Source organism: Rhizobium sp. B21/90, from assembly GCF_019355815.1.
GTDB lineage: Bacteria > Pseudomonadota > Alphaproteobacteria > Rhizobiales > Rhizobiaceae > Rhizobium > Rhizobium rhododendri.
The window spans coordinates 121,443-143,970 of the sequence record NZ_CP072165.1 but is presented as its reverse complement, the minus strand read 5'-3'; the positions used below and the strand labels follow the sequence as shown (position 1 = coordinate 143,970).

Sequence of the window (22,528 nt, the reverse complement as noted above, 5' to 3'; positions counted from 1 at the left end):
GCTGGTGGCTGTCGGCGCTGGCTCAAAGTCTCCCTCATACTGTGCCCGTCACAGGTATCCAGCCACGGCGCGTCTGCGCCGTGAAAGGACAGGGCGCGGTGGTAAGATCAACTATACTCTTTGGAGGTGCAACATGCGTGAGATTGAACTTCAGAAGGCACAGGAAAAATTGTCCGCCCTCGTTAAAGACGCATTGAAAAGCAAGCCCACCATCATCACCCGCGATGGCGAAAAGTCGGCGGTCATTCTATCCTATGATGACTATCAAAATCTTCCAGGCGTTCGGCTGAGTGCTGAGGCAGGGGTCATGCACGAGTAGCTATTGCTGGAACGAAAGACTGATACCTATCAAGTTCTTCGACATCTGATTATCGCCTTTGACTATTGCCTTGGAATTGGAATGCCATGACTGACCGCCCCTTCACCGTCATCGAAAACCAGTGGATCACGCTTGCCGACGGCACGCGGCTCGCTGCCCGTATCTGGATGCCCGACAATGCCGAGGCGGATCCGGTGCCGGCGGTGTTCGAGTTCCTGCCGTATCGCAAGCGTGATGGAACCAGCCCGCGAGACGAATCCACCTATCCAGTGTTTGCGGCTGCCGGCATTGCCGGGGTGCGCGTCGATATCCGGGGGTCGGGCGAATCCGATGGCGTCATCGATGGCGAATATACCGAGCTGGAGCTCGCCAATGCCTGCGAGCTGATCGCCTGGATTGCCGCCCAGCCGTGGTCGAACGGGTCTGTCGGCATGATGGGGATTTCCTGGGGCGGCTTCAACTGCCTGCAGGTGGCAGCCCTCAATCCGCCGGCGCTGAAGGCGGTGATCTCGATCGCCTCGACCGTCGATCGCTATAATGACGACATTCACTACAAGGACGGCTGCCATCTGTCGGCGCAGCTCTCCTGGGCAGCGACCATGCTCGCCTACCAGTCACGTGCGCCCGACCCCGAGATCGTCGGCGAGCGCTGGCGCGAGATGTGGATGGAGCGGCTGGAGAACGAGCCGTTCTTCATGGAGGAGTGGCTGCAGCACCAGCGTCGCGACGCATTCTGGCAACATGGATCGATCGGCGACGATTTCTCGGCCTTCAAGGTTCCGGCCCTTGTAATCGCCGGGTGGGCCGATGGTTACCGCAATACGCCGCTGAAAGCCGTTGAGGGACTGGGCGACAAGGCCAAGGCGCTGATCGGCCCCTGGGTGCACAAATATCCACATTTCGCCTGGCCGAAACCGCGTGCCGATTTCCATGGCGAGGCAATTGCCTGGTGGAACCGCTGGCTGCGCGGCGAGGACAACGGTATCGAAAACCTGCCGCAGGTGCGTGCCTTCATGCTCGATGCCCCGAAGCCTGCGACCCGCCGCGATGTCGATCCCGGCTTCTGGGTTTCCAAGCCCGAATGGCAGCAACCGGATATGCAGTGCTTCTATGTCGAGCAGTTCGGGGCGCTGATGGAAGGGATGCCGATCCCGCATGCGCCGGAGCACCCGGTCTTCCTGAAGTCGCCGCTCGACACGGGCACCGCATCCGGCGAATGGTTCACCCTCAAGCCGGATGCCGAGATGGCACTCGACCAGCGCGGCGACGATGGTGGCTCGCTGGTGTTCCAGACACCGGTGCTGACGGAAGCCCATGATTTCCTCGGGCGCCCCGAACTGACGCTGACGGTCCGCGCTAACGCCGAGCTTGCCAATCTCTGCGCCCGCATCGTCGATATCCATCCGGACGGTACCGCGACGCGAGTGACCTTCGGCGTTCTCAATCTCGCCCATCGTGACAGTAATGCCGAGCCGCAGCCGATGGTGCCGGGCGAGCCGACGCAGATCCGTCTGGTGCTCGATGCCTGCGGCTATCGCTTCCAGGCCGGCCACCGCATCCGCCTGTCGCTGTCGACTGCCTACTGGCCGATGCTGCTGCCGCCACCCGTCGACGAAGGCGTGACCATCGATCTCGCCTCTATAGGCCTTGCGATGCCGCTGCTCGGCGAGCACCAGATGTTCGAGATGAAGCAGCCGGATAACCCCGATCCGCTGCCGAAGTATATCGAGCACAAGCCGAGCGAGACGAAGCGCCAGGTGGTGCGCGATCTCTCCGCCGGTCGCACCGATTACTGCGTTTATGAAGACACCGGCCTGTTCGAGCATCCCGGCACCGGCCTGTCGACGCGCCAGCTGCGCGACGAGGTGTGGTCGATCTCCGCCAACGATCCGTTGTCGATGAAGGGCAAATCGGTGTGGACCTGCGACATGCAGCGGCCCGGCTGGTTCGTCCGCACCGTCTCGACCGCGACGATTGCCTGCACGGCGACGGAATGGCTGATCGGCGGTTCGGTCATCGGCTACGAGGGCGATGCGAAGGTCTTCGAAAAGACCTTCGACAAGGCCGTGCCGCGCGACATGATGTGATCAGAGCGTGTCGGCAAATCGGCTGACCGCGATGCAGACTGCGCGAAAGCCTGCCTGTGCGCCGTTGCTCATATGGCGGGCCCGGAGCCAGGCATGCACCATCTGCGGCTCCTCGCGGAACCAGATCTCGACGCCGTCAGCGGCAAGCCGTCCGGCATAAAGTCTTCCGTCGTCGCGCAGCGGATCGAAATGGGCGACCGTGATGTAGGCTGGCGGCAGGCCCGCACAGGTCCGGGCTAGCAGCGGATGAGCGACAGGCTCGTCTGCAGGCGCCTTGAGGATGGCGCGATAATAGGCGAGATCGGCGGTCGTTAGCCCCGGAGCGTCTGCCATCTCCTGGTAGGAGCCCGAGACGAGGTCGCCGCCGAGCGCCGGGTAGATAAGCACTTGGCCGACGATCCCATCCAGCCCTTCGTCGCGTGCCCTGAGCGTCAGGCCTGCCGCGAGGTTGCCGCCGGCGCTGTCGCCGATGACGACAACCGTCTCGCCATCGCCGAGCAGCAGCTTCAGCACCGTGAAGCAATCGTCCGTCTGCACCGGCCACACATGTTCCGGGGCCAGGCGGTAATCGACGGCAATCAGTTCGACGCCCGCAGCGTCGGCGATCTCGGCGCAGATCGAATGATGGCTCGACAGCGAGCCGACGACATAGCCGCCGCCATGCAGATAGAGCAGTTTCGTCGACGTCCGCACGTCGGCGGGGCGATATCGACGGGTCGGGACGGTGCCAATCGGGCAATCTTCTGCCGTCATGCCGTCCGGCATTCGCCTCTCGAACTGGGCGCAGAGTGCATCGTACCAGAGACGCTGCTGGCCAATCGACGCATCGACGGCATCGGCCGGGTAGAAGCTGTCGCACAGCTGCAGGAATTCGAGGATGCCTGCCTCGCCTGGCATCGGGCGGATGGTTTCCGGCATTGTCTTCTCCCCGTTTGCAGGCGCATTTCGCCAAAAATCACGCTGTGCGATTCCCGGACTCGATAAAAACCCGTTTTTAACGTTTACCGCTTATTCATCTCTCGGAAGAGAGTGAGTTTGCGATGCGTAAATTGTTTATCGCCGCCCTTGTCGTGTTGTCCAGTTGCGCGACGGCGCCCCATCAGATCCGCAACAGCTGCGCGATTTTCGAGCAGCGCGACGGCCTTTTCAACAACTGGCGACGTGCAGCTGACAAAGCCTCGCGCGAGTACGGAGTCCCCGTGCCGGTGCTGATGGCGACGATCTACGTCGAATCCGGTTTCCAGCCCTATGCACGGCCACCGCGCACACTATTGCTCGGTTTCATCCCATGGACGCGGCCTTCGAGCGCCTACGGTTATGCCCAGGCTCTCGATGGAACATGGTCGCGCTACCAGCGGGCGACCGGCCACTGGTCGGCCCGACGGACCAATTTTGCCGACGCGATCAATTTCATCGGCTGGTACCATGCGCAAAGTCATCTCCAGAACGGCATCGCGCTGAACGATACCTACAATCTCTACATGGCCTATTATGTCGGCCATGACGGCTACAGCCGCGGCAGCTTCCGCTCCAATGGCGAGCTTCAGCGCACCGCCCGCCGGGCCGCCGGCATTGCCTCGACCTACAACAGCCAGCTGCGCACCTGCGGCGGCTGATCGGCCGCCGTCCGACGTTTCGGCCCTGTGAAAACGGCTCTTCGTTCCTAGGTTAGGCTTATCAGCCCTTGAAGGAACAGAGATGAAAATCGCAGTCCTCGACGACTATCAGAATGTGGCCCTGACGCTTGCAGACTGGTCCGATGTGACCAGGCGGGCGGAGGTCACCGTCTTCAACGATCACCTCGCCGACCGGCAGAAACTCGTCCGGCGGCTGGCGCCGTTCGATGTGATCTGCGTCATGCGCGAACGCACGCCGATGCCGGCCGAGTTGCTGGCACAATTGCCCAACCTGAAGCTCATCGTCTCGACAGGCGCGCGCAATGCCTCGATCGATGTTGGAGCTGCGGCGGAACGCGGCATCGTCGTCAAGCACACGGGCTATGCATCGACGGCGACCGTGGAAATGACATGGGCGCTGATCCTCGGCGTTGCCCGTCACGTCGCCAGCGAGAATGCCTCGCTTCGATCCGGCGGCTGGCAGCGTTCGATCGGTTACGATCTCAACGGCAAGACGCTCGGGTTGCTCGGGCTTGGCAATGTCGGCTCACGGGTCGCCACCATCGCCCACGCATTCGGCATGAAGACCATCGCCTGGAGCCAGAACCTGACGGCTGAAAAGGCCGAACAGTTCGGGACGACGCTGGTCTCGAAAGAGGCGCTGTTCCGGCATTCCGATTTCCTGAGCGTGCATCTGGTGCTCAGCGATCGCAGTCGCGGACTGGTCGGGGCCGACGAGATTGCGCTGATGAAGCCTTCCTCCTTCCTCATCAATACCTCGCGCGGCCCTATCGTCACGGAGGCGGCGCTGATCGATGCGCTCGAGCGCAAGGCCATCGCCGGTGCTGCGGTGGATGTCTTCGACGTCGAGCCGATGTTGCCGGATCATCCATTCCGGACACTGCCCAATGTCCTGGCCACCCCGCATATCGGCTACGTCTCGCAGTCGCTGTACGAGACGTTCTACGGCGATACCGTTTCCCATGTTAGCGAGTGGCTGACCGCGAACGCCGGCTAGCCTTCGTAACGGGACGGTTTGTCCCGGCCCCTAATCGACCTCGTCCGGTGCAAGAGGCGGTGCGATCTGCTCGAATGTGCACTGGCGCGGGTCCTTGTCCGGTCGCCAGCGCACCAGCGTCGTTCCGTGCCGGAAACGTCGGCCTGTCACCTGGTCGAAGCGGACTTCCACGACAAGCTCCGGCCGCAGCGGCTGCCACGCGGCGCTGCGCTCGGTCGTCCAGCGGCTGGGGCCGCCCGGCGCCTTGCCAGCAAAACCCGGTGGTGCCTGCAGCGCCTCGAGCTGTTTTGTGAGATCCGGTCGTTCCTCGTCCGAAATTGTCGAGGTGTAGCCGACGTGATCGAGCTTGCCGTCCTCGTTGTAGAGGCCGAGCAGCAGCGAGCCGACTTCGGCGCTGTTGCTCTCGTACCGGAAGCCGCCGATGACACAGTCGGCGGTGCGCAGGCGTTTCACTTTCAGCATCGCGCGGATGCCCGGCTCGTAGGCGCCGTCTCGGCGTTTGGCGACGACGCCGTCGGTGGCACTGTTTCCCGACGACGAAAGCCAGCGCTCAGCCTGGGTAAGGTCGGTCGTGAAGGGCGACAGTACCATCTGTCGCGGACGGGGATTCTGCTTTGCGAAGCTTTCGAGTGCGCTACGGCGCTCGGACATCGGCAGGTCGACCAACGGCATTCCGTCCGAAGACAGCAGCATGTCGAACATGACGAGGCGAGCGGGCGTGGCAGCGGCGAGCTTTCGAATGCGGCTTTCCGCCGGATGGAGGCGCATCTGCAGGGCCTCGAACGAGAGGTGACCGTCGATTTCGATCACCAACTCGCTGTCGATGATAAATCGCTCGGCCGGAATCTCGGCCAGCAGGGCGAGAACTTCGGGAAAGTAGCGTCCGAGCGGTTTGCCGGATTTCGCATGAAGCGCGACTTCCTCGCCATTTTTGAACGCGAGGCAGCGGAAGCCATCCCACTTCGGTTCGTATTGCCAGCCATCGCCCTGCGGCAACGCCTCGGCGGAGCGCGCCTCCATGGGTGATGTGTCGAGCGCGATGCCGAGCAGGTCACCCTTGCTGACATCAGCCTTTTTGCCTTTCCGGCCTGCCTTCACCGCCATCAGGCCGCGTCCGCGCGCGATTTTGCGAGGCGCTTTACCGCCGGGGCGAGCGGGCGAGCGCCGTCGTTGTAGTCTTCCCAGGCCGAGCTCTTCTTCAGCAGGGCGGGCACGGTGCGGATGGTGAAGCGTTTCGGGTCGAGGTCGGACTTGACCTGCGACCACAGGATCGGCATCGACACCGTCGCGCCCGGTCTCGCGCGTGTCGAAAGCGGGGCGACTGCCGTCGCCATGCGGTCGTTGCGCAGGTAATCGAGGAAGATGCGTCCGTTGCGAAGCTTCTTTGCCATGTTGACGACGTAGCGGTCGGGGGCGTCATGGGCCATCTGAAGACAGAGGTCGTGGGCAAAGGTCTTCGCCTCCGGCCATGTCAGCGCCGTCTTGCCTTCCGACAAAGGTGTGACGACGTGCAGGCCTTTGCCGCCGGTTGTCTTGCAGAAGCTGACAAGGCCTAGCTCCTCGAGCCGGTCGCGCAACTCGCGCGCAGCCTCGACTACGGTCGAGAATGGCACGTCAGGGCCGGGATCGAGGTCGAATACCAGTCTTCCGGGCACTTCGGGTTTTTTCGGCAGGCAATTCCAGGGATGCAGCTCGAGTGCCGCGACTTGGGCTACCGCGGCAAGGCCTTCGATGCGGTCGATTTCGAGATAGGGCTTGCGATCGCCTGATACGGTGACGAGATCCAGCAGGTTCGATGTGCTCTGCATTGCATGCCTCTGGAAGAACTGCTCACCGCCGATGCCGTCGGGCGCCCGGATTATCGAGCACGGCCGACCGGCAATGTGGTCCATCATCCATGGACCGACTGCCTCCAGATACTGGGCAAGATCCAGCTTGGTGACCGGCTCGCCATCGCCGGCGTCAGGCCACATGGCCTTGTCTGGATGGGAGATCGCCACGCCCATGACCGACGCCCGGGCTGCTGCGCCCCGGCGGGTTGCGTGGACTTTCTCGTCCGGATGCTGCACCTCGACCTTTGCAGGCGATGCAGGCTTTTCGGCCTCGACCTCGGATGCGGGCTTGTCGTCGCGCAGGCCCTTGAACGCCGCCTGTCGAACCTGCCCGTCATTCGTCCAGCCGGCGAATTCGATTTCGGCGACGAGCTCCGGCTTTGCCCAGACAATGCTCGCATCCTTGCGCGGAGCACCGATGCCGGTAAATGGCGATTTGTCAGCTTTGACGGCTTCCAGTCTTGGTTCGAGCGTCTTGAGTTTCGCCTCGCCATATCCTGTTCCAACACGGCCGACATAGACGAAATGATCGCCTCTGTAGACGCCAACCAGCAGCGATCGGAACCGTCCGTTGGTCGTTGCCCATCCGCCGACCACCACCTCGTGGCCGGCGCGGCATTTTGACTTCGACCACGAGGCGCTACGGCCGGAATGATAGGGAGCGTCGAGCTTCTTCGAGATGATGCCTTCGAGGGAAAGCTGGCAGGCAGAGCGCAGAACCGCGTCGCCACCGGTGTCGAAATGCTCGACAAACCGGATGCGGGCATCGGGCTTTGCTTTGTCCATAACCTTTTTCAGGCGGATCTTGCGCTCGGAAAGAAGTCGGTCGCGCATATCCTCCTCGCCGTCGAATAGCAGATCGAAGGCGAAGAACACGAGATTCTCCGTTTTTCCCTCTGAGAGGGCTGCCTGGAGGGCAGCAAAGTCCGGCGCGCCATGGCTGTCGAGCGCGGCGATTTCCCCGTCGATGATGCCATCGGGCAGAGCCTCCGCGGCGCGGGCAATCGCGCTGAACTTGTCTGTCCAGTCGAGGCCCTTGCGGGTCTTCAGGCTGACGCTACCGTCCACTATCCGCATCTGGATGCGGTAACCATCGAACTTGATTTCGTGTACCCAGCCCTCACCGGACGGTGGCCGTGCGCCCGTGTCACAAAGCTGCGGCGGTATGAAATCCGGCATTGCGGAGCTGCTTTCCTTTGCGCCGGCTTTGCCCTTGCCCTTGCCCTTGCCCTTGCCCTTGCCCTCGGCTGACTTGCGCTTTGGCTCTTTGGTAGCGCGTTCTTCTGCAGCAAGCCCCTCGCTGGTGTCCCAGACAGCGCCGGCGGACGAAGTGCTCTTAGCAAGCATGAAAGGTTTTGGGGCTTTTCCCTTGCCTGCGGCAATCGTTTCCATCGAGCGGCCGGACGCGACGGAGCTATCCTTCTCGAGAATTTTCTCGCCGCCGGTGTCCACGGCATGATCGTCATGATGCTTGATCAGCAACCAGTTGGTTCGCTTGCCGCCGTTCCGGTCATGCTTCATGCGCACAAGCACAAAGCTGCCATGCAGCTTTTCGCCTTCGAGACTGAATTTGAAATCGCCGTCTTCAAGCGCTCTTTCCGGGGTCTTGCTGCCTTCCGGCTCCCAGTATCCGCGGTCCCACAGCAGCACCGTGCCGCCGCCATACTGGCCTTTCGGGATTGTACCTTCGAAGTCGCCGTAGTCGAGCGGATGGTCCTCGACCTCGACGGCAAGCCGCTTGTCGCCGGGATCGAGAGACGGACCCTTGGTGACTGCCCAGGACTTGAAGACGCCGTCGAGTTCCAGGCGCAGGTCATAGTGAAGCCGCGTCGCGTCGTGCTTTTGGATGACGAACCGCCTTCTGTTCGAGGCAGCAATCTCCGTTTCGCCGCTCGGCTCCTGCGTTTTCTTAAAATCTCGCTTGGCGCGATAGGTCTTGAGATTTTCGTCGCCGACCATGGGTGTCTCCAGAGTTCCGTCATCGACACAACGCAGGCGCGTGGCCTTTGTTCTGTGCCCGGATGCACTTTCGCCCCCTGCGCCGGAGTCTGGCGCGAGGGAGACGAAAGGATTGCGGGCGGATCAGCGGTGGCGGTTGACGCCGTGGAAGGCCAGTGCCAGGAGATATCCCATGCCGGCTGCGGTCAGAACGCTGAGGACCGGGTGCAGCCTGACGGTCTCGTCGACCACGGCCTCTACCGCATTCGCGTTTGACTTGAGCCTGGTGCGCGCCGCATGGGTCATATCGGCTATGGCAGTCGACAGGCTAGCGACCTCGGCCTTCAGCGCTTCAACCTGGTCGGCGACGGTATCTGAAAAGTCGGACTTCGGCTGCGCCAGGGCTTCATCGACGAGCGGCGCGTCGGAGGGCTCGATGATGCCCAGCGGCGTAGCGGGTTTCGGTGGGAATTCTTCGGCCATGATGTCCTCCTGAGGTTGAAAAGTAGCAACCAGTCAGGATGGGATATGTTCCCATGGTTAGGAGCGTGATGGTTTCGGTTCGCGCATGTGTAGGCACAGGTTTCAGCTTTGACCGCAAGCCACGGAGCAGCGGAAGCCCCTGGACGTCCGCGCCGGATCTGGGGATCAGGACTTCGGCTTGTGCTCGGCTTCGATAGCCGCGTCATGATACCAGCTGCCACCATAGGCAGCATCAGCATACGCGCCTTCGGAAAACCGATTGAGCTTTCGGTCGAGCAATACGACGGTCGCGTCACCACCGAGGTCGTGTCGGACCTTACGGGTGATGATGGGAAACTGGTAGATCGTTGCCGTTTCTGCGTGTGTGTTTGCCATTGATGTCTATCTTTCGTTTCCCCGTGGAGATCACGACTCCCGGCATTCTCAATGTAACATGTCTGCCTGCCATTTGCTCGAAATGATTAAAAAGAAATCATTATGTTGAATATGTAGGCAATTCGCCGTTTTCCGCAAGGGAAATCGTGGTGATATTGTGGCGTAAATTTACGCTGACAGATCATTGTCAGCGTTGTGCCGGCCTATGCCGTGAGCGAAGCGAACCGGAAGATGCGCTTCCATGCGGAAAAGGCCGCAGATGTCGCCACCAACGCAGCGCGCTGGCCTCTTGAATATGTGAATTTTAGAATATTCTGGTTAAAGAAGTGTGCCAACCGCTGGAAGATGGCGTTGCGAAGGGGTTGGCGCAGAAACTGGCATAGCAAATGCATGTCTCTTGGCAAACGTGGACGGCCACGATCCGGGGCCGCCGACGCCGATAGACTTTACTGACCTTAGCTTCGTAAACCTATGAGAGGTTCGCCATGACGAAATATAAACTCGAGTACATCTGGCTCGACGGTTACACGCCGGTTCCCAATCTGCGCGGCAAGACGCAGATCAAGGAATTCGCCGCATTCCCAACTCTCGAGGAGCTGCCTCTCTGGGGTTTCGACGGATCGTCGACGATGCAGGCCGAAGGCCGCAGCTCCGATTGCGTGCTGAAGCCCGTTGCCGTTTTTCCGGACAGTGAGCGCTTGAACGGCGTTCTCGTCATGTGTGAAGTCATGATGCCGGACGGCGTCACGCCGCATCCTAGCAATTCCCGCGCTACCATCCTCGACGATGCCGGCGCTTGGTTCGGCTTCGAGCAGGAATACTTCTTCTACGAGAACGGTCGTCCGCTGGGCTTCCCAGAAGCCGGCTATCCTGCTCCGCAAGGTCCTTACTACACGGGCGTCGGCTATTCGAACGTTGGCAGCATCGCGCGCCAGATCGTCGAAGAGCACCTCGACATCTGCCTCGCAGCCGGCATCAACCACGAAGGCATCAACGCCGAAGTGGCGAAGGGTCAGTGGGAGTTCCAGATCTTCGGCAAGGGCTCCAAGCGCGCCGCCGACGAAATGTGGATAGCCCGCTACCTGCTGCAGCGCCTGACCGAAAAGTACGGCGTCGATATCGAATATCACTGCAAGCCGCTCGGCGACACAGACTGGAACGGTTCGGGCATGCACGCCAACTTCTCGACCGCCTATATGCGTGAAGTCGGCGGCAAGGCCTATTTCGAAGCCCTGATGGCAGCCTTCGAAAAGAACCTGATGGACCACATCAATGTCTACGGTCCTGACAACGACAAGCGCCTCACCGGCAAGCACGAAACTGCTCCGTGGAACAAGTTCTCCTACGGCGTTGCCGACCGTGGTGCATCGATCCGCGTGCCGCACTCGTTCGTCAAGAACGACTACAAGGGTTACCTCGAAGATCGTCGTCCGAACTCCCAGGGCGACCCCTACCAGATCGCTTCGCAGATCCTGAAGACCATTGCAGAAGTTCCGACCGAAGGCAGCGTCTCCGCCGCCGCATAAGGTTAGTCTGTTGCGTCATCGATGGGCCGCCTCCTGAAAGGGTCGCGGCCCATTTTTTTGTTTATTGGCGGTACAAGGCGAACTGGTCGCGTCCTGCCGATTTCGCCCGGTACAGTGCGTCGTCGACATTCTTCAGAAGCGTCTGCCGATCATTGCCGGCCTCCGGTGCCACGGCCGCTCCGACGCTGACGCTGACGCGGATCATTTCCCCCTCGATCACAAAAGGCTCACGGAAGGCCCCGACTACCCGTTCCGCCAATGCGGCTGTTGCTCCGGGGTTGCCGAGTTCCGGAGAGAAGATGGCAAACTCGTCGCCGCCCATGCGCACGACGATGTCGCTCGAGCGGATGACTGCGCGGATGCGCTCCGCCCCTTAGCGCAGGATATCGTCGCCGCCGTGATGGCCGAGCCGGTCATTGATCGCCTTGAACCCGTCAAGGTCGATATAGAGCGCTCCGAACGGGCGGTCGGATTCGAGGGCCTTTGTCAAAGCGCTATCGACGAAGGCCGGCAGCGCCGATCGGTTGAAGAAACCGGTGAGCGGATCCGTCATCGCCGCCGTGCGGAGATCCTGCTCGGTGAGCGACATGACGATATTCGACTTTTGCAGCCGCAACAGAGCGCTGGCGACCACCGCAAAGTTTCGCAATGTCTCGATCTGCAAGACGTCGAGCTCGCGCGGATGGGTGTCGAGAATACAGAATGCGCCCACTGCCAACCCCGGATCGAGCTCGACCGGTGCTCCTGCATAAAAGCGGAAAAAGGGATTGCCGTCGACGAAGGGGAGATGCCTGAGCTCGGGATCTTCCTTCAGATCGGGGACGACGAGCAGGTCGTTGCCGTAGACGACCCGTGTGCAGATCGACTGGTCGCGGCCGCAATCGCCGAGCACCAGGCCCGCCTGTCCGGCTATGCGAAGCCAGTCCTCCTCTACGATGTTGATGGCCGCAAAGGCAGTTCCGAAAACATTGCGGGCAAGTCCTGCCAGAGCTTCCATTTCGGTGGTCGTGCCACCGCGTGCAGAACTCAGGGAACGGACGGCAATCAGCCGTTCCGCCTCGTTGTCTGGCTTCAGCCCAAGTCCTTGCACCCTTTCCTCCACCGCTTTTCGCCTCCTTTAGACATAAGGCAGATGTCATGGAAAGGTAGAGGGCGCGGTTGTGCCATTCCGGTCCCCTCGCCAAGAGACCGTTAACCAACTGCGCGTAAACAGGGAGCAGTAAACGAGGGTTTTGAGTCGCATGGCGTCGAAGTTGAGTGAACTGCTAAGTGTCGTTGGCAATGGCAATATCGTGGTGTTTCCGGTGGCAAGTCGTGCGGGTGATATCGAGCGTTGTGCGCGTGAACTGGACGACAAGCATGGCACCGACGCTGTCGATTACTGGAAAACGGAATGCCGCAGGCTGGCCGCGCAGCTGACGGCGGTGGGCCTTTCCGAAGATGACGTTCGCCGGCAGGTGATGCTGTTTCAGGACGAGGTGCAGGCCGAGCTTGTGCGCCGCCACCAGGATCGCCAGCATGACGAGGCGCCGGCCGAAAAGCAGGGCTGATCTCGGCTGACAGTTTAAGGTGTCGTCGAGACGGTGGTCGACAGCAACGGGTACGATGCTGTAGCCTTGGTGTCGGCAGTTGGCATGAGCCTTCGCGACAGTCGAGAAAATACCATGAGCCTGATCTACATCCTCAACGGCCCCAACCTGAACCTGCTCGGCAAGCGCCAACCGGAGGTCTATGGCCACGAGACCCTGTCGATGGTGGAAGCCGATTGCCACCGGGTGGCGCAGGAGTTCGGCCATACGATCCGCTTCGAGCAGAGCAACCGGGAATACGAGATTATCGACTGGATCCATGCGGCCCGTGACGAGGCGGCGGCCATCGTCATCAATCCGGCCGCATTCACCCACACGTCAGTTGCCATTCTCGACGCGCTGAACGCCTATGACGGACTGGTGATCGAAGTGCACATTTCGAATGTTCACAAGCGCGAGGAATTTCGGCACCATAGCTTCGTGTCGAGCCGCGCAGACGGCGTTATTGCCGGTCTCGGTACGGAAGGCTATCAACTGGCCATCCGCAGGATCGGCTCGCTGCTGAAGACCTAGCGTCTTGCTGCAGCAAACCTGAAAAAGCCAGCCGACTTTAAATCAGCTCGCCTTGAGTTCCTCTGCCTTGACCTCTGGGGCATCGAAGATTTCCTCGAGCAGCGCCAGGACCTTGCGAACACTTTCCGAATTGACGGTGTAGTAGACCGTCTGCGCATCGCGGCGGGTCTTCACCATGTGGGCCGAGCGAAGCTTCGCGAGGTGCTGCGACAGCGCCGACTGGCTAAGCCCGATCATATCGGCCAATGCGCCGACCGGCATTTCGCCCCGCGTCAGGATATCGAGAACACGCAGCCGCTGTTCATTGGCCATAGCGCTCAGGAACGTTGACTTTTGCTCGAAGATAGGGTTTTCCAAAATGAAATTCCTTGAAAATTTGTTTAAAAATTAGCATCCGGACCTAATAAAGTCCAATCTAAAATGTCGGACTGATTAACGTGAGCGCATTTAACCACTTTTACGCGTGCTAATTGTGTACTCTACCCCAGAACCATGCCGCTTGTCTCCCGTTCGCCCTGCTGGGGAGGCGATCTCGGCAGATATTTTTTGGACATCTCTCATACAGGCTTGCAGGCATTTGGCCCAACAGGCCTTTTTGCCTGAGGTTGGCCGACCAGCTTTCCTCGAAAAATGGGAACCTATCCAATAGGTCGTCGTTCGATTTTCAGGCTCCACCGCCTGAACCATCGAAGGACCTCCCCATGCGCGCACTCTGCTGGCACGGCAAAGAAGACATCCGTTGCGACACTGTTCCGGATCCGAAAATTCTCCATTCCCGCGACGCAATCATCAAGGTCACAAGTTGCGCCATCTGCGGCTCTGATCTCCATCTCATGGGCGGCTTTGCGCCCGGCATGAAGTCGGGCGACGTAATGGGCCACGAGACTATGGGAGAAGTGGTCGAAGTCGGCTCGGACAACAAAAAGCTCAAAGTGGGCGACAGGATCGTCGTGCCCTTCACCATCGGCTGCGGTGAATGCCGCATGTGCCAGTCGGGCATGTGGTCGCTTTGCGAACGCTCCAATCCTGCTGGCGCCGAACAGGCCAAGCAGATGGGCTATGCTACTGCCGGCCTTTTCGGCTTCTCTCATCTCTATGGCGGGTTCCCGGGCGGCCAGGCAGAATACCTCCGCGTGCCCTATGCGGATGTCGGTCCGATCAAGGTTCCGGAAGGCCTCTCCGACGAGCAGGTGCTCTTCCTGTCGGATATCTTCCCGACGGGCTACCAGGCGGCGGAGAACTGCAACATCCAGCGGGGTGACACCGTTGCCGTCTTCGGCTGCGGTCCGGTCGGCCTGTTCGCCATCAAGTCGGCTTTCATGCTCGGCGCCGAGCGCGTTATCGCCATCGACACCGTGCCGGAACGCTTGGCGCTGGCTCGCCAGTCAGGCGCCGAGACGCTCGATTATGCGGCAGGTGACCTGCAGCAGCGCATCGTCGAAATGACCAACGGCAAGGGACCGGATTCGGTCATCGAAGCCGTCGGCATGGAAAGCCATGGCGAAGGCGGCATCATGGAAACCCTGCAGACCGACCTCACTTCGATGGAGCGGCCCTATGCGCTGCAGCAGGCAATCATGGCCTGCCGCCCCGGGGGCACTGTTTCGCTGCCCGGCGTCTTCGTAGGCGCGGCTGTTCCGGTTGCGCTCGGTGCGGCGTTCGGAAAGGCGCTCACCTTCAAGATGGGCCAGACCCATGTCCAGCGCCATCTCGAGCCGTTGATGAAGCGCATCGTCGAGGGCGAGATCGATCCTTCCTTCATTATAACCCATCGCATCGGCCTCGAAGACGGTCCGGAAGCCTACAAGATTTTCCGCGACAAGAAAGATGGCTGCGTCAAGGTGGTCATCCACCCTAACGCCTGACCGATTTTCACAGGGCGGCCCTTGCTTGGGGTCGCCCTGCCCCTTTAAACCTCGGAGATAGTCTTTTCCGGGGATGCCCATGCCATTTGACTTCGTCATCGCCAATGCCCGCCTGCCCGGCCAACCGACGCCAGTGGATGTCGGTGTCGCCAACGGCCTGATCGCCGCAATCGCTCCCTCCCTCACATTCGAAGGCCATGTCGAAGACGCCAGCGGCGGATATCTCTGCAGCGGGTTCGTCGACAGCCACATCCATCTCGACAAGGCCGGCATCCTCGGCAGATGCACTATCTGCGAGGGGACGCTTGCCGAAGCAGTGCGGGAAACGGCGCGGGCGAAAGCCGGCTTTACCGTCGAGGACGTCTATGCCCGCGCAGCCATCGTGCTGGAGCGTGCTATCCTGCAGGGAACGACCCTTCTGCGCACTTTTGTCGAGATCGACCCTCGCGCCGGGTTTCGCTCTTTCGATGCTATCCGCCAGCTGAAAGCGGACTATGCATGGGCCATCGATATCGAGATCTGCGCCTTTGCGCAGGAGGGGCTGACACAGGAGCCGGAAACCGAGGCTATGCTGGCGCAGGCGCTTGCCGACGGCGCTGATCTGGTCGGTGGCTGTCCATACACCGATCCCGACCCCAAGGAGCATATCCGCCTTATCTTCGATCTTGCGGAGCGTTTCGGCACAGCGGTGGACTTCCATCTCGATTTCGATCTGGACCCAGAGAACTCCAACCTTCCCTCGGTGATTTCAGAGACGATGGCGCGCGGTTACAGTGGGCGGGTCTCGGTCGGCCATGTGACCAAGCTTTCGGCAATGCCGCCGCAGGCGGTTTCCGAGATCGGTAGCCGGCTAGCCGACGCCGGTGTCGCAGTGACGGTGCTGCCGTCCACGGACCTCTTTCTGACCGGCCGCGACCGAGATCATCTGGTGCCGCGCGGCGTCGCCCCGGCCCTGGATCTGGCAAAGCTCGGCGTGGTGACATCGATCGCAACTAATAATGTCATGAACCCTTTCACCCCCTACGGCGACGCGTCGCTGATCCGTATGGCCAATCTCTACGCCAATGTGGCGCAGGCTTCCCTCGATGCAGACATGCTGGGCGTCTTTGCAATGGTCACCGACGGCGCTGCGCGACTGATGGGACGGGAGCGTCATATCAAAATCGGCGCGCCGGCCGACATGATCCTCATCGATGGTAACGATCCGGCTGAGATCGTTCGCGAAATCAGGCCGGTACTGGCTGGCTGGAAAAGTGGCCGCAAGACTTTCGAGCGGCCGCGCGGACGGCTGATCAGGCCTTGACCTCCGCTCAAAGCACGCCCCATCCTCGGTAGCGCCCGCGCCCGGTCATTTCGCGGATGCCGAGATCGGCGACAAGATTAAGGGCGCCGCGCGGGGTTATACCGGCATGGCGGGCCACCATGCCGGCTGAGACGATCGGTCGCGACAGCACGAGGTCGATGGTTGCCGGCAGGCTGCTGTTGGAGCGGCGATCCTTGAGCCGTCGCTCCATCTGCGTCCTTGCCAGCGTCAGCCGGTCCAGTTCCTTCAGCCCCGCCTCGGCCGCCTCCGCCATTGCCTCGAGAAAAGCGGTCAGCCGCGTGAGGCGGTCGGGTGCGCGCCGGCGCTCGAAGCGGATGGCCTTCATCCCGACATTGAGGCAGAACAGGTGCGAGGTCACCTTGCCGCGCGACCGGAGATAGCTGGCCGTTAGAAGCCCCCCAAGCCAGTGCTGCCGACGCAGCGGCTCAAGGCGTTCCCAGGCATCGTAAAGCACTGCTGCGCCCAGTGCAGGCGGCATCCCGTCTGCATCACCGATCACGGAGCGCCATTCGCGCAGGCGCTCGCTTTCATCCCATTCATCGTCGTGGATCAGGCCCAGCGGATCGTGATCCACGGCTGCCTTGGTTTCCGGCGCGCGGCCTTTGGTCTCCTCCAGAAGCCGGTCCGAGCGGGCCAGCACCGCATCGATCGCTGCCATCTCCAGGCTGAAGGCATCTTCGGCCCCGGTCTCCGACTCGGGATCGGCGGTCGCAGTCGACGCTTCGCTGCCGCCCGTCTCGCCCGATCCGCGCAAGGCCGCAATGCCGGCTGGATCGAGCCCCCAGCCGGGCTCCGCCTGCCACAGCCGGCGCCGCGTGCGGAGCAGCGCGTGGGCGATGGTCAGTTCATGGGTCGGCGTGCGGGCATCCATATGGGCGTCGTGCAGCACGAGATCCTCGACATGCACCAGTTCACCGCCAACCCAGAGAGCCGCGACGGCATCGAAGAAATGGCCGCGCTCGCGAAATCCGTCGCCGATGGCGTGGCGCAGCACCCGTTCGTCCAGCCGGGCCAACCGGTCTTCGGCATGAATGATGGCCGGAAGGAGGGCGGACATCTGTGCCGCAGAAAGCTCATATCGCATTGGAATCATTTCGCACGTGTCGATTGCCTGAAGCTAACACACGAGCTGGCTTCCAGGTAGTTGCCGGTCTCGTTTGTCCAATGCAAAGAAACTGCTTGACCCTCCAGTCGCTGGAAGGTTCATAAAGCGAAACCTCAACGGGGTTTGGAGTACTGCCATGGCATCGAACGCCCACCATCACGACGCGCATCATGGTCACTCCCATGCCTCCGGCAATGGCATGCAGCCCGTCACCCGCGATCCCGTCTGCGGCATGATCGTCGATCCCGATGCGGGTAAGCCGCATCTGGCTTACGAAGGCCGCACATACCATTTCTGCTGCAACGGATGCCGGACGAAATTCGAGGCTGACCCGGGTGCATTCCTGACGGCCCGAGACCCTGTTTGCGGCATGTCTGTCGACCGGGCGACGGCGGCGCATTTCCTGCGGCACGAGGGCGCGAAACACTATTTCTGCTCGGCCGGTTGCCAGGCGAAGTTCGAAGCCAACCCGGCAGCCTATGTCGATGGAGCGGCCCCTGCCGCTTCGGCAATGCCTGCGGGCACCCAGTACACCTGCCCGATGCACCCCGAAATCGTCAGCGACAAGCCCGGCGATTGCCCGAAATGCGGCATGGCGCTGGAGCCGATGGGCGTTCCGGCCGCAGACGAAGGCCCGAACCCGGAGCTTGCCGACTTCATGCGCCGGCTCTTTGTGAGTGTGGTCCTTGCTGTGCCATTACTTGTTCTCGGTATGGGGCCGATGGTCGGCCTGCCTTTCGACACCCTGATCGGCGAGCGCCTGACTGGCTGGATCGAGCTTCTGCTGGCAACGCCGGTGGTGCTCTGGGCTGCCCTGCCCTTTTTCCGCCGGGCCTGGAATTCGGTGCTCAACCGCAGCCCGAACATGTGGACCCTGATCGGTCTCGGCGTCGGCGCCGCTTATCTCTATAGCGTCGTCGCCCTGCTGGCGCCCGATCTTTTTCCGATGGCCATGACGGCCCATGGCACCGGCGTGCCGGTCTATTTCGAGGCTGCGGCCGTCGTCGTGGCGCTGGTCTTTGTCGGCCAGGTGCTCGAACTCAAGGCACGCGAACAGACCGGCTCTGCCATCCGCGCCCTGATGGCCCTCGCGCCTGACACGGCACAGCGGGTCGGGCCAGATGGCACGGACCAGACGGTGGCGCTCGATCTGGTGCGCCTCGGTGATCGCCTGCGGCTGCGTCCCGGCGAACGGGTGCCGGTCGATGGCACGGTTGCCGAAGGCAGCTCGACGGTCGATGAATCAATGATCTCGGGCGAGGCCCTGCCCGTCGAAAAGCAGGTTGGCGCGATGCTCACCGGCGGCACCATCAATGGTAACGGCACCATGGTGATGGTGGCCGAGAAGATCGGCGCCGATACGACGCTGTCGCGCATCGTCGGCATGGTGGCGCTGGCGCAGCGCACGCGAGCGCCGGTGCAAGGCATGGTCGATCGGGTCTCGGCGGTCTTTGTGCCGACTGTCGTACTGACCGCGCTGGCGACCTTCGTCATCTGGATGGCGGTCGGGCCGGAGCCACGGCTCGCCCATGCGCTGATGGCGGCGGTCGCCGTGCTGATCATCGCCTGCCCCTGCGCGCTGGGCCTGGCGACGCCGATGTCGGTGATGATCGCCACCGGCCGCGGCGCGCGCGAGGGGGTACTCATCCGTGATGCCGAAGCGCTGGAGCGCTTTGCCGGCGTCGATACGCTGGTGATCGACAAGACGGGCACGCTGACCGAGGGCAAGCCCGAACTCACCGATCTCGTCGCTGTCGAGGGCATGACAGAGGACCGGCTGCTACAGCTGGCGGCAGGTCTCGAACAGGGCTCCGAGCATCCACTGGCCGCCGCCATCCTCGAGGCCGCGAAGCGACGGGGCATCGAGGATGCCGCCGCTACCGACTTCAAGGCAACGACCGGCATGGGCGTTGGCGGCGTCATCAAGGGAAAATCCGTCGGCCTCGGCAATGCGGCGATGATGGAGGCGCTGGGCGCCGATCCGGGACCGCTTCGCGACCGGGCAGAGAGCTTGCGCGATGAAGGCAGGACTGTGGTTTTCCTCGCCATCGACGGCAAGCTCGCCGGCCTGCTCGCTGTTGCCGACCGGATGAAGCCGACGGCAGCTGCAGCCATTGCTGCCCTGCACGAGAGCGGCCTGAAAATCATCATGGCGACAGGCGATGCGGCCGCGACGGCCGAAGCTGTTGCCCGGCAGCTGGGCATCGACGAGGTTCATGCCGGGTTGTTGCCGGAGGGCAAGAAGGCGCTGATCGATGCTCTGCACGCCGCAGGCGCCCGGGTGGCGATGGCGGGCGACGGTATCAACGATGCGCCGGCGCTGGCCGCAGCCGATGTCGGCATTGCCATGGGCACCGGCGCAGATGTGGCGATGGAGAGCGCCGGCATCACGCTGGTGAAGGGCGATCTTGGCGGCATCCTCAGGGGCCGACGCCTGTCGCAGGCGACGATCCGCAACATCCGCCAGAACCTGATCTTCGCCTTCGGCTACAATGCGCTCGGCATTCCGCTGGCCGCAGGCATTCTCTATCCGGTGTTCGGCCTGCTGCTGTCGCCGATGATCGCGGCGGCGGCCATGAGCCTGTCTTCCGTCTCGGTGATCGCAAATGCCCTCCGGCTGCGCCACGAAAAGCTTCAGGAGGCGACATGAACATCGGCGATGCATCGGAACGGTCGGGCCTGCCGGCAAAGACCATCCGCTACTACGAGGAGATCGGCCTTGTCAGCCCCGACCGCAGCGGCAACGGTTATCGCGACTACCGCGAGGCCGACATCCACAAGCTGCGCTTCCTGCAGCGCTCCCGGGGCCTCGGCTTCTCCGTCGAGGAATGCCGCCAGCTGCTGGCACTCTATGGAGATCGCGACCGCGCCAGTGCCGACGTGCGCCAGATCGCCAGCGCCAAGCTCAGCGAGATCGACCGGAAGATCCGCGAATTGAGCGAGCTGCGCCGCACCCTCGAAACCCTGGTGCACGCCTGCCACGGCAACGACCGTCCGGATTGCCCGATCCTGGAAGAGCTCGCCGAGGGCCCGGGCAACGGGCAGCCCTCTTAGAGCCAACGTCCAACGTCTCCAGACGATTTCTCCAGCCTGACGCTTGCCGAATGCCGCTTTCGACCAAGATAGCGCGATTGGAGAAATTTAGACCATGGCGTTTTTCGAGAGCCTGCTGACGCTGCTGCTGGTGGCAATCGTATTCCTGCAGCCATCGCGCCGGCTGATGATTCCCTATCCGACGATGCTGGCTGTCGCCGGCCTGCTGGTGGCGACCCTTCCCTGGGCGCCGACGATCTCGATCGATCCGCAGCTGGCGCTCGCCATCTTCATCGCACCGGCCCTGTTCGATGCCGCCTACGACCTGCCGCCGAGAGCGCTGCGTGAAAACTGGGTGCCGCTGATTTCGCTTGCCGCCATCGCTGTCATCCTGACGACGGCAGCCGTCGCCTTCGTCGGCGTTACCTTTGCCAGGCTGCCTGTTGCCGCTGCGGTTGCGCTCGGAGCCATCGTCGCGCCGCCGGATGCAGCGGCGGCAAGTGCGATGCTTAGCCGGTTCGCACTGCCGCGCCGAACATTTGCGGTTTTGAAAGGCGAGAGCCTGCTTAACGACGCCGTGGCGCTGCTGATCTTCGGCGCTGCCGTGGCGTTTTCCACAGGTGGAAATTCGGCGTCCGTCGTCATCCCGGAACTGGCGCTGGCAGCCCCCGGAGGCCTGGTGCTCGGCATAGCGCTCGGATTTCTCTACATCTTCATTGCGCCGCGGTTGGCAGGCACGCTGGGCGGCTCGCTGTTCGAATTCGTCGCGACGTTCGGCACCTGGGTGATTGCCGAGCGCCTGCATCTGTCGGCGGTACTCGCCATCGTCGCCTACGCCATGGTGATCGCCCGCTACATGCCGGAACGCCAGACGGCGCGAAATCGCATCCATTCCTATTCGGTCTGGGAGGCGACGATCTTCATGTTCAACGTGCTCGCCTTCCTGCTGATGGGCATGCAGGCGCGCGAGACGATCCAGCAGCTTTACCCGAAAAACATCGAATTCGCCTTTGCCTTCGGCGGCGCCATCCTGCTTGTGGTTGTTCTGGTCCGGCTCGGATGGGTGATGCTTTATAACCGCGTCATCAATTATCTGGCACGCCGCAAGCTGGTCTCCGAGGAGCCGCCGACTGTCGGCATGAGCCTTGTCGCGGGCTGGTGCGGCATGCGCGGCTTGCTGACGCTGGCAACGGCGATTGCTCTTCCGGCGGATTTCCCGTCCCGCGACCTCATCGTCTTTGCCGCCCTGACGGTCGTTCTCGGCACCCTGATACTCCAGGGGCTGACGCTCGGGCCGCTCATCCGCATCCTGAAATTCGGCAACGACGACTCCATGCGCGAGGGCATCACGAATGCTCGCATGATGCTGCTCGACACCGCCCTTGCCGACCTCGACACGCTGGAGGAAACAGACGAGGTGCGGACGCTCCGGGCGATCTACGAGGGGGACCGCAAGCTCACCGCCAACGGCATCCACCCGCGCGAAAAAAGCGAACTCGACAGCCTCCGGCGTCGCTCCATCAAGGCCAAACGCGTCAAACTCGCCCAACTCCGCCGCACCGGCTCCATCGACGACGACGTCTTCCACGCCCTCGAGCAGGAACTGGACTGGGCCGAAATGGCCGCCTCGCCACCGGACAGGTTCGAGATTGTCGAGGGGTAGCGGTGTCGCTAGCGGGTCTCGGGACTTATGATCTCGATTGACGGGAAGTATGTCCGATAGCGCGCTTGTCAGCGAATGAATCGGGTTCTATCGCGGCATGGGCACTTGTGAAAAAGTCGGTAAGCACCGAGGCGCCTGCACCCTTTGCAGACTTTGCGCGGCAAGGGTCGCGGCAGCAGGGCGCCGGCCTACTTTTCCCGACGTGCAAGAGCTATATAGGATCGTGCGCAGTTTAATGGCGC

Annotated in this window: 19 protein-coding genes and 1 pseudogene; 12 read left to right on the top strand and 8 right to left on the bottom strand. The window is 62.1% G+C overall.

Annotated features, from left to right (window positions below; all coding sequences use genetic code 11):
- Positions 1-133 precede the first annotated feature (133 nt).
- Together J5278_RS28655 and J5278_RS28650 are read left to right on the top strand one after the other, a co-directional pair.
- Positions 134-319 carry a type II toxin-antitoxin system Phd/YefM family antitoxin gene (locus J5278_RS28655; protein WP_142824876.1) on the top strand — a complete coding sequence of 62 codons (186 nt, stop codon included), beginning with the start codon at positions 134-136 and terminating at the stop codon, positions 317-319.
- Positions 320-405: 86 nt separating this feature from the next.
- Complete coding sequence (locus J5278_RS28650; RefSeq protein ID WP_209185698.1) at positions 406-2,406, top strand: CocE/NonD family hydrolase; 2,001 nt, start codon at positions 406-408, stop codon at positions 2,404-2,406.
- Here J5278_RS28650 and J5278_RS28645 read toward each other — a convergent pair whose 3' ends face one another.
- Positions 2,407-3,324 carry an alpha/beta hydrolase gene (locus tag J5278_RS28645; RefSeq protein ID WP_247749353.1) on the bottom strand — a complete coding sequence of 306 codons (918 nt, stop codon included), beginning with the start codon at positions 3,322-3,324 and terminating at the stop codon, positions 2,407-2,409.
- Between the two features lie 122 nt (positions 3,325-3,446).
- Between J5278_RS28645 and J5278_RS28640 the strand changes: the two genes are divergently transcribed.
- Together J5278_RS28640 and J5278_RS28635 are read left to right on the top strand one after the other, a co-directional pair.
- Entirely contained in the window at positions 3,447-4,022 is a 576-nt protein-coding gene (locus J5278_RS28640) for a transglycosylase SLT domain-containing protein (RefSeq protein ID WP_142824878.1), read from the top strand.
- Between the two features lie 82 nt (positions 4,023-4,104).
- Positions 4,105-5,040, top strand: coding sequence for a D-2-hydroxyacid dehydrogenase family protein (locus J5278_RS28635; RefSeq protein WP_209185697.1), 936 nt, complete (start codon positions 4,105-4,107; stop codon positions 5,038-5,040).
- 30 nt (positions 5,041-5,070) lie between these two features.
- On the opposite strand, the gene J5278_RS28630 is transcribed toward J5278_RS28635, so the two are convergent.
- From J5278_RS28630 to J5278_RS28615, 4 genes are all read right to left on the bottom strand, one after another.
- On the bottom strand, positions 5,071-6,144 hold the full coding sequence (locus tag J5278_RS28630) for an ATP-dependent DNA ligase (RefSeq protein WP_142824880.1): 1,074 nt from the start codon (positions 6,142-6,144) through the stop codon (positions 5,071-5,073).
- Complete coding sequence (ligD, locus tag J5278_RS28625) at positions 6,144-8,831, bottom strand: DNA ligase D (protein WP_219259483.1); 2,688 nt, start codon at positions 8,829-8,831, stop codon at positions 6,144-6,146. The genes J5278_RS28630 and ligD overlap by 1 nt, the downstream gene beginning before the upstream one ends.
- Positions 8,832-8,954: 123 nt before the next feature.
- Positions 8,955-9,293: a hypothetical protein gene (locus J5278_RS28620; protein WP_209185694.1), complete on the bottom strand. Its 339-nt coding sequence runs from the start codon at positions 9,291-9,293 to the stop codon at positions 8,955-8,957.
- 165 nt (positions 9,294-9,458) lie between these two features.
- The gene (locus J5278_RS28615; RefSeq protein WP_209185693.1) at positions 9,459-9,668 is read right to left on the bottom strand and encodes a DUF2735 domain-containing protein; all 210 of its coding nucleotides are present in this window, start codon (positions 9,666-9,668) and stop codon (positions 9,459-9,461) included.
- 485 nt (positions 9,669-10,153) lie between these two features.
- On the opposite strand from J5278_RS28615, the gene J5278_RS28610 reads away from it, so the two are divergent.
- Positions 10,154-11,194, top strand: coding sequence for a glutamine synthetase beta-grasp domain-containing protein (locus J5278_RS28610; protein WP_209185692.1), 1,041 nt, complete (start codon positions 10,154-10,156; stop codon positions 11,192-11,194).
- 61 nt (positions 11,195-11,255) lie between these two features.
- Here the strand turns inward: J5278_RS28610 and J5278_RS28605 are convergent.
- Positions 11,256-12,242: pseudogene (locus J5278_RS28605) on the bottom strand (diguanylate cyclase domain-containing protein).
- A gap of 193 nt (positions 12,243-12,435) precedes the next feature.
- Here J5278_RS28605 and J5278_RS28600 point away from each other — a divergent pair.
- Together J5278_RS28600 and aroQ are read left to right on the top strand one after the other, a co-directional pair.
- Positions 12,436-12,744, top strand: a complete 309-nt coding sequence (locus tag J5278_RS28600) for a DUF6074 family protein (RefSeq protein WP_209185691.1) — start codon at positions 12,436-12,438, stop codon at positions 12,742-12,744.
- Between the two features lie 114 nt (positions 12,745-12,858).
- Complete coding sequence (gene aroQ, locus J5278_RS28595) at positions 12,859-13,296, top strand: type II 3-dehydroquinate dehydratase (protein ID WP_209185690.1); 438 nt, start codon at positions 12,859-12,861, stop codon at positions 13,294-13,296.
- A 42-nt stretch (positions 13,297-13,338) separates the two neighbouring features.
- Here aroQ and J5278_RS28590 read toward each other — a convergent pair whose 3' ends face one another.
- On the bottom strand, positions 13,339-13,653 hold the full coding sequence (locus J5278_RS28590; RefSeq protein ID WP_280636334.1) for a helix-turn-helix transcriptional regulator: 315 nt from the start codon (positions 13,651-13,653) through the stop codon (positions 13,339-13,341).
- Between the two features lie 344 nt (positions 13,654-13,997).
- On the opposite strand from J5278_RS28590, the gene J5278_RS28585 reads away from it, so the two are divergent.
- Both J5278_RS28585 and J5278_RS28580 read left to right on the top strand, forming a co-directional pair.
- Positions 13,998-15,161 (top strand): zinc-dependent alcohol dehydrogenase, encoded by a 1,164-nt coding sequence (locus J5278_RS28585; protein WP_209185689.1) that lies wholly within the window; start codon positions 13,998-14,000, stop codon positions 15,159-15,161.
- Between the two features lie 79 nt (positions 15,162-15,240).
- A complete protein-coding gene (locus tag J5278_RS28580; RefSeq protein WP_209185688.1) occupies positions 15,241-16,464 on the top strand; it encodes an amidohydrolase family protein in 1,224 nt (407 codons plus the stop codon).
- A gap of 7 nt (positions 16,465-16,471) precedes the next feature.
- Here the strand turns inward: J5278_RS28580 and J5278_RS28575 are convergent, their stop codons facing one another.
- Positions 16,472-17,569 carry an RHE_PE00001 family protein gene (locus J5278_RS28575; protein ID WP_142824889.1) on the bottom strand — a complete coding sequence of 366 codons (1,098 nt, stop codon included), beginning with the start codon at positions 17,567-17,569 and terminating at the stop codon, positions 16,472-16,474.
- 157 nt (positions 17,570-17,726) lie between these two features.
- Between J5278_RS28575 and J5278_RS28570 the strand changes: the two genes are divergently transcribed.
- The 3 genes from J5278_RS28570 to J5278_RS28560 all read left to right on the top strand — a co-directional run bounded on the left by J5278_RS28570 (position 17,727) and on the right by J5278_RS28560 (position 22,286).
- Positions 17,727-20,240: a heavy metal translocating P-type ATPase gene (locus J5278_RS28570; protein ID WP_209185687.1), complete on the top strand. Its 2,514-nt coding sequence runs from the start codon at positions 17,727-17,729 to the stop codon at positions 20,238-20,240.
- Positions 20,237-20,644 (top strand): Cu(I)-responsive transcriptional regulator, encoded by a 408-nt coding sequence (gene cueR / locus J5278_RS28565; RefSeq protein ID WP_209185686.1) that lies wholly within the window; start codon positions 20,237-20,239, stop codon positions 20,642-20,644. Before J5278_RS28570 ends, cueR begins: the two co-directional genes overlap by 4 nt.
- A gap of 94 nt (positions 20,645-20,738) precedes the next feature.
- Entirely contained in the window at positions 20,739-22,286 is a 1,548-nt protein-coding gene (locus J5278_RS28560; RefSeq protein WP_209185685.1) for a sodium:proton antiporter, read from the top strand.
- Positions 22,287-22,528 lie beyond the last annotated feature (242 nt).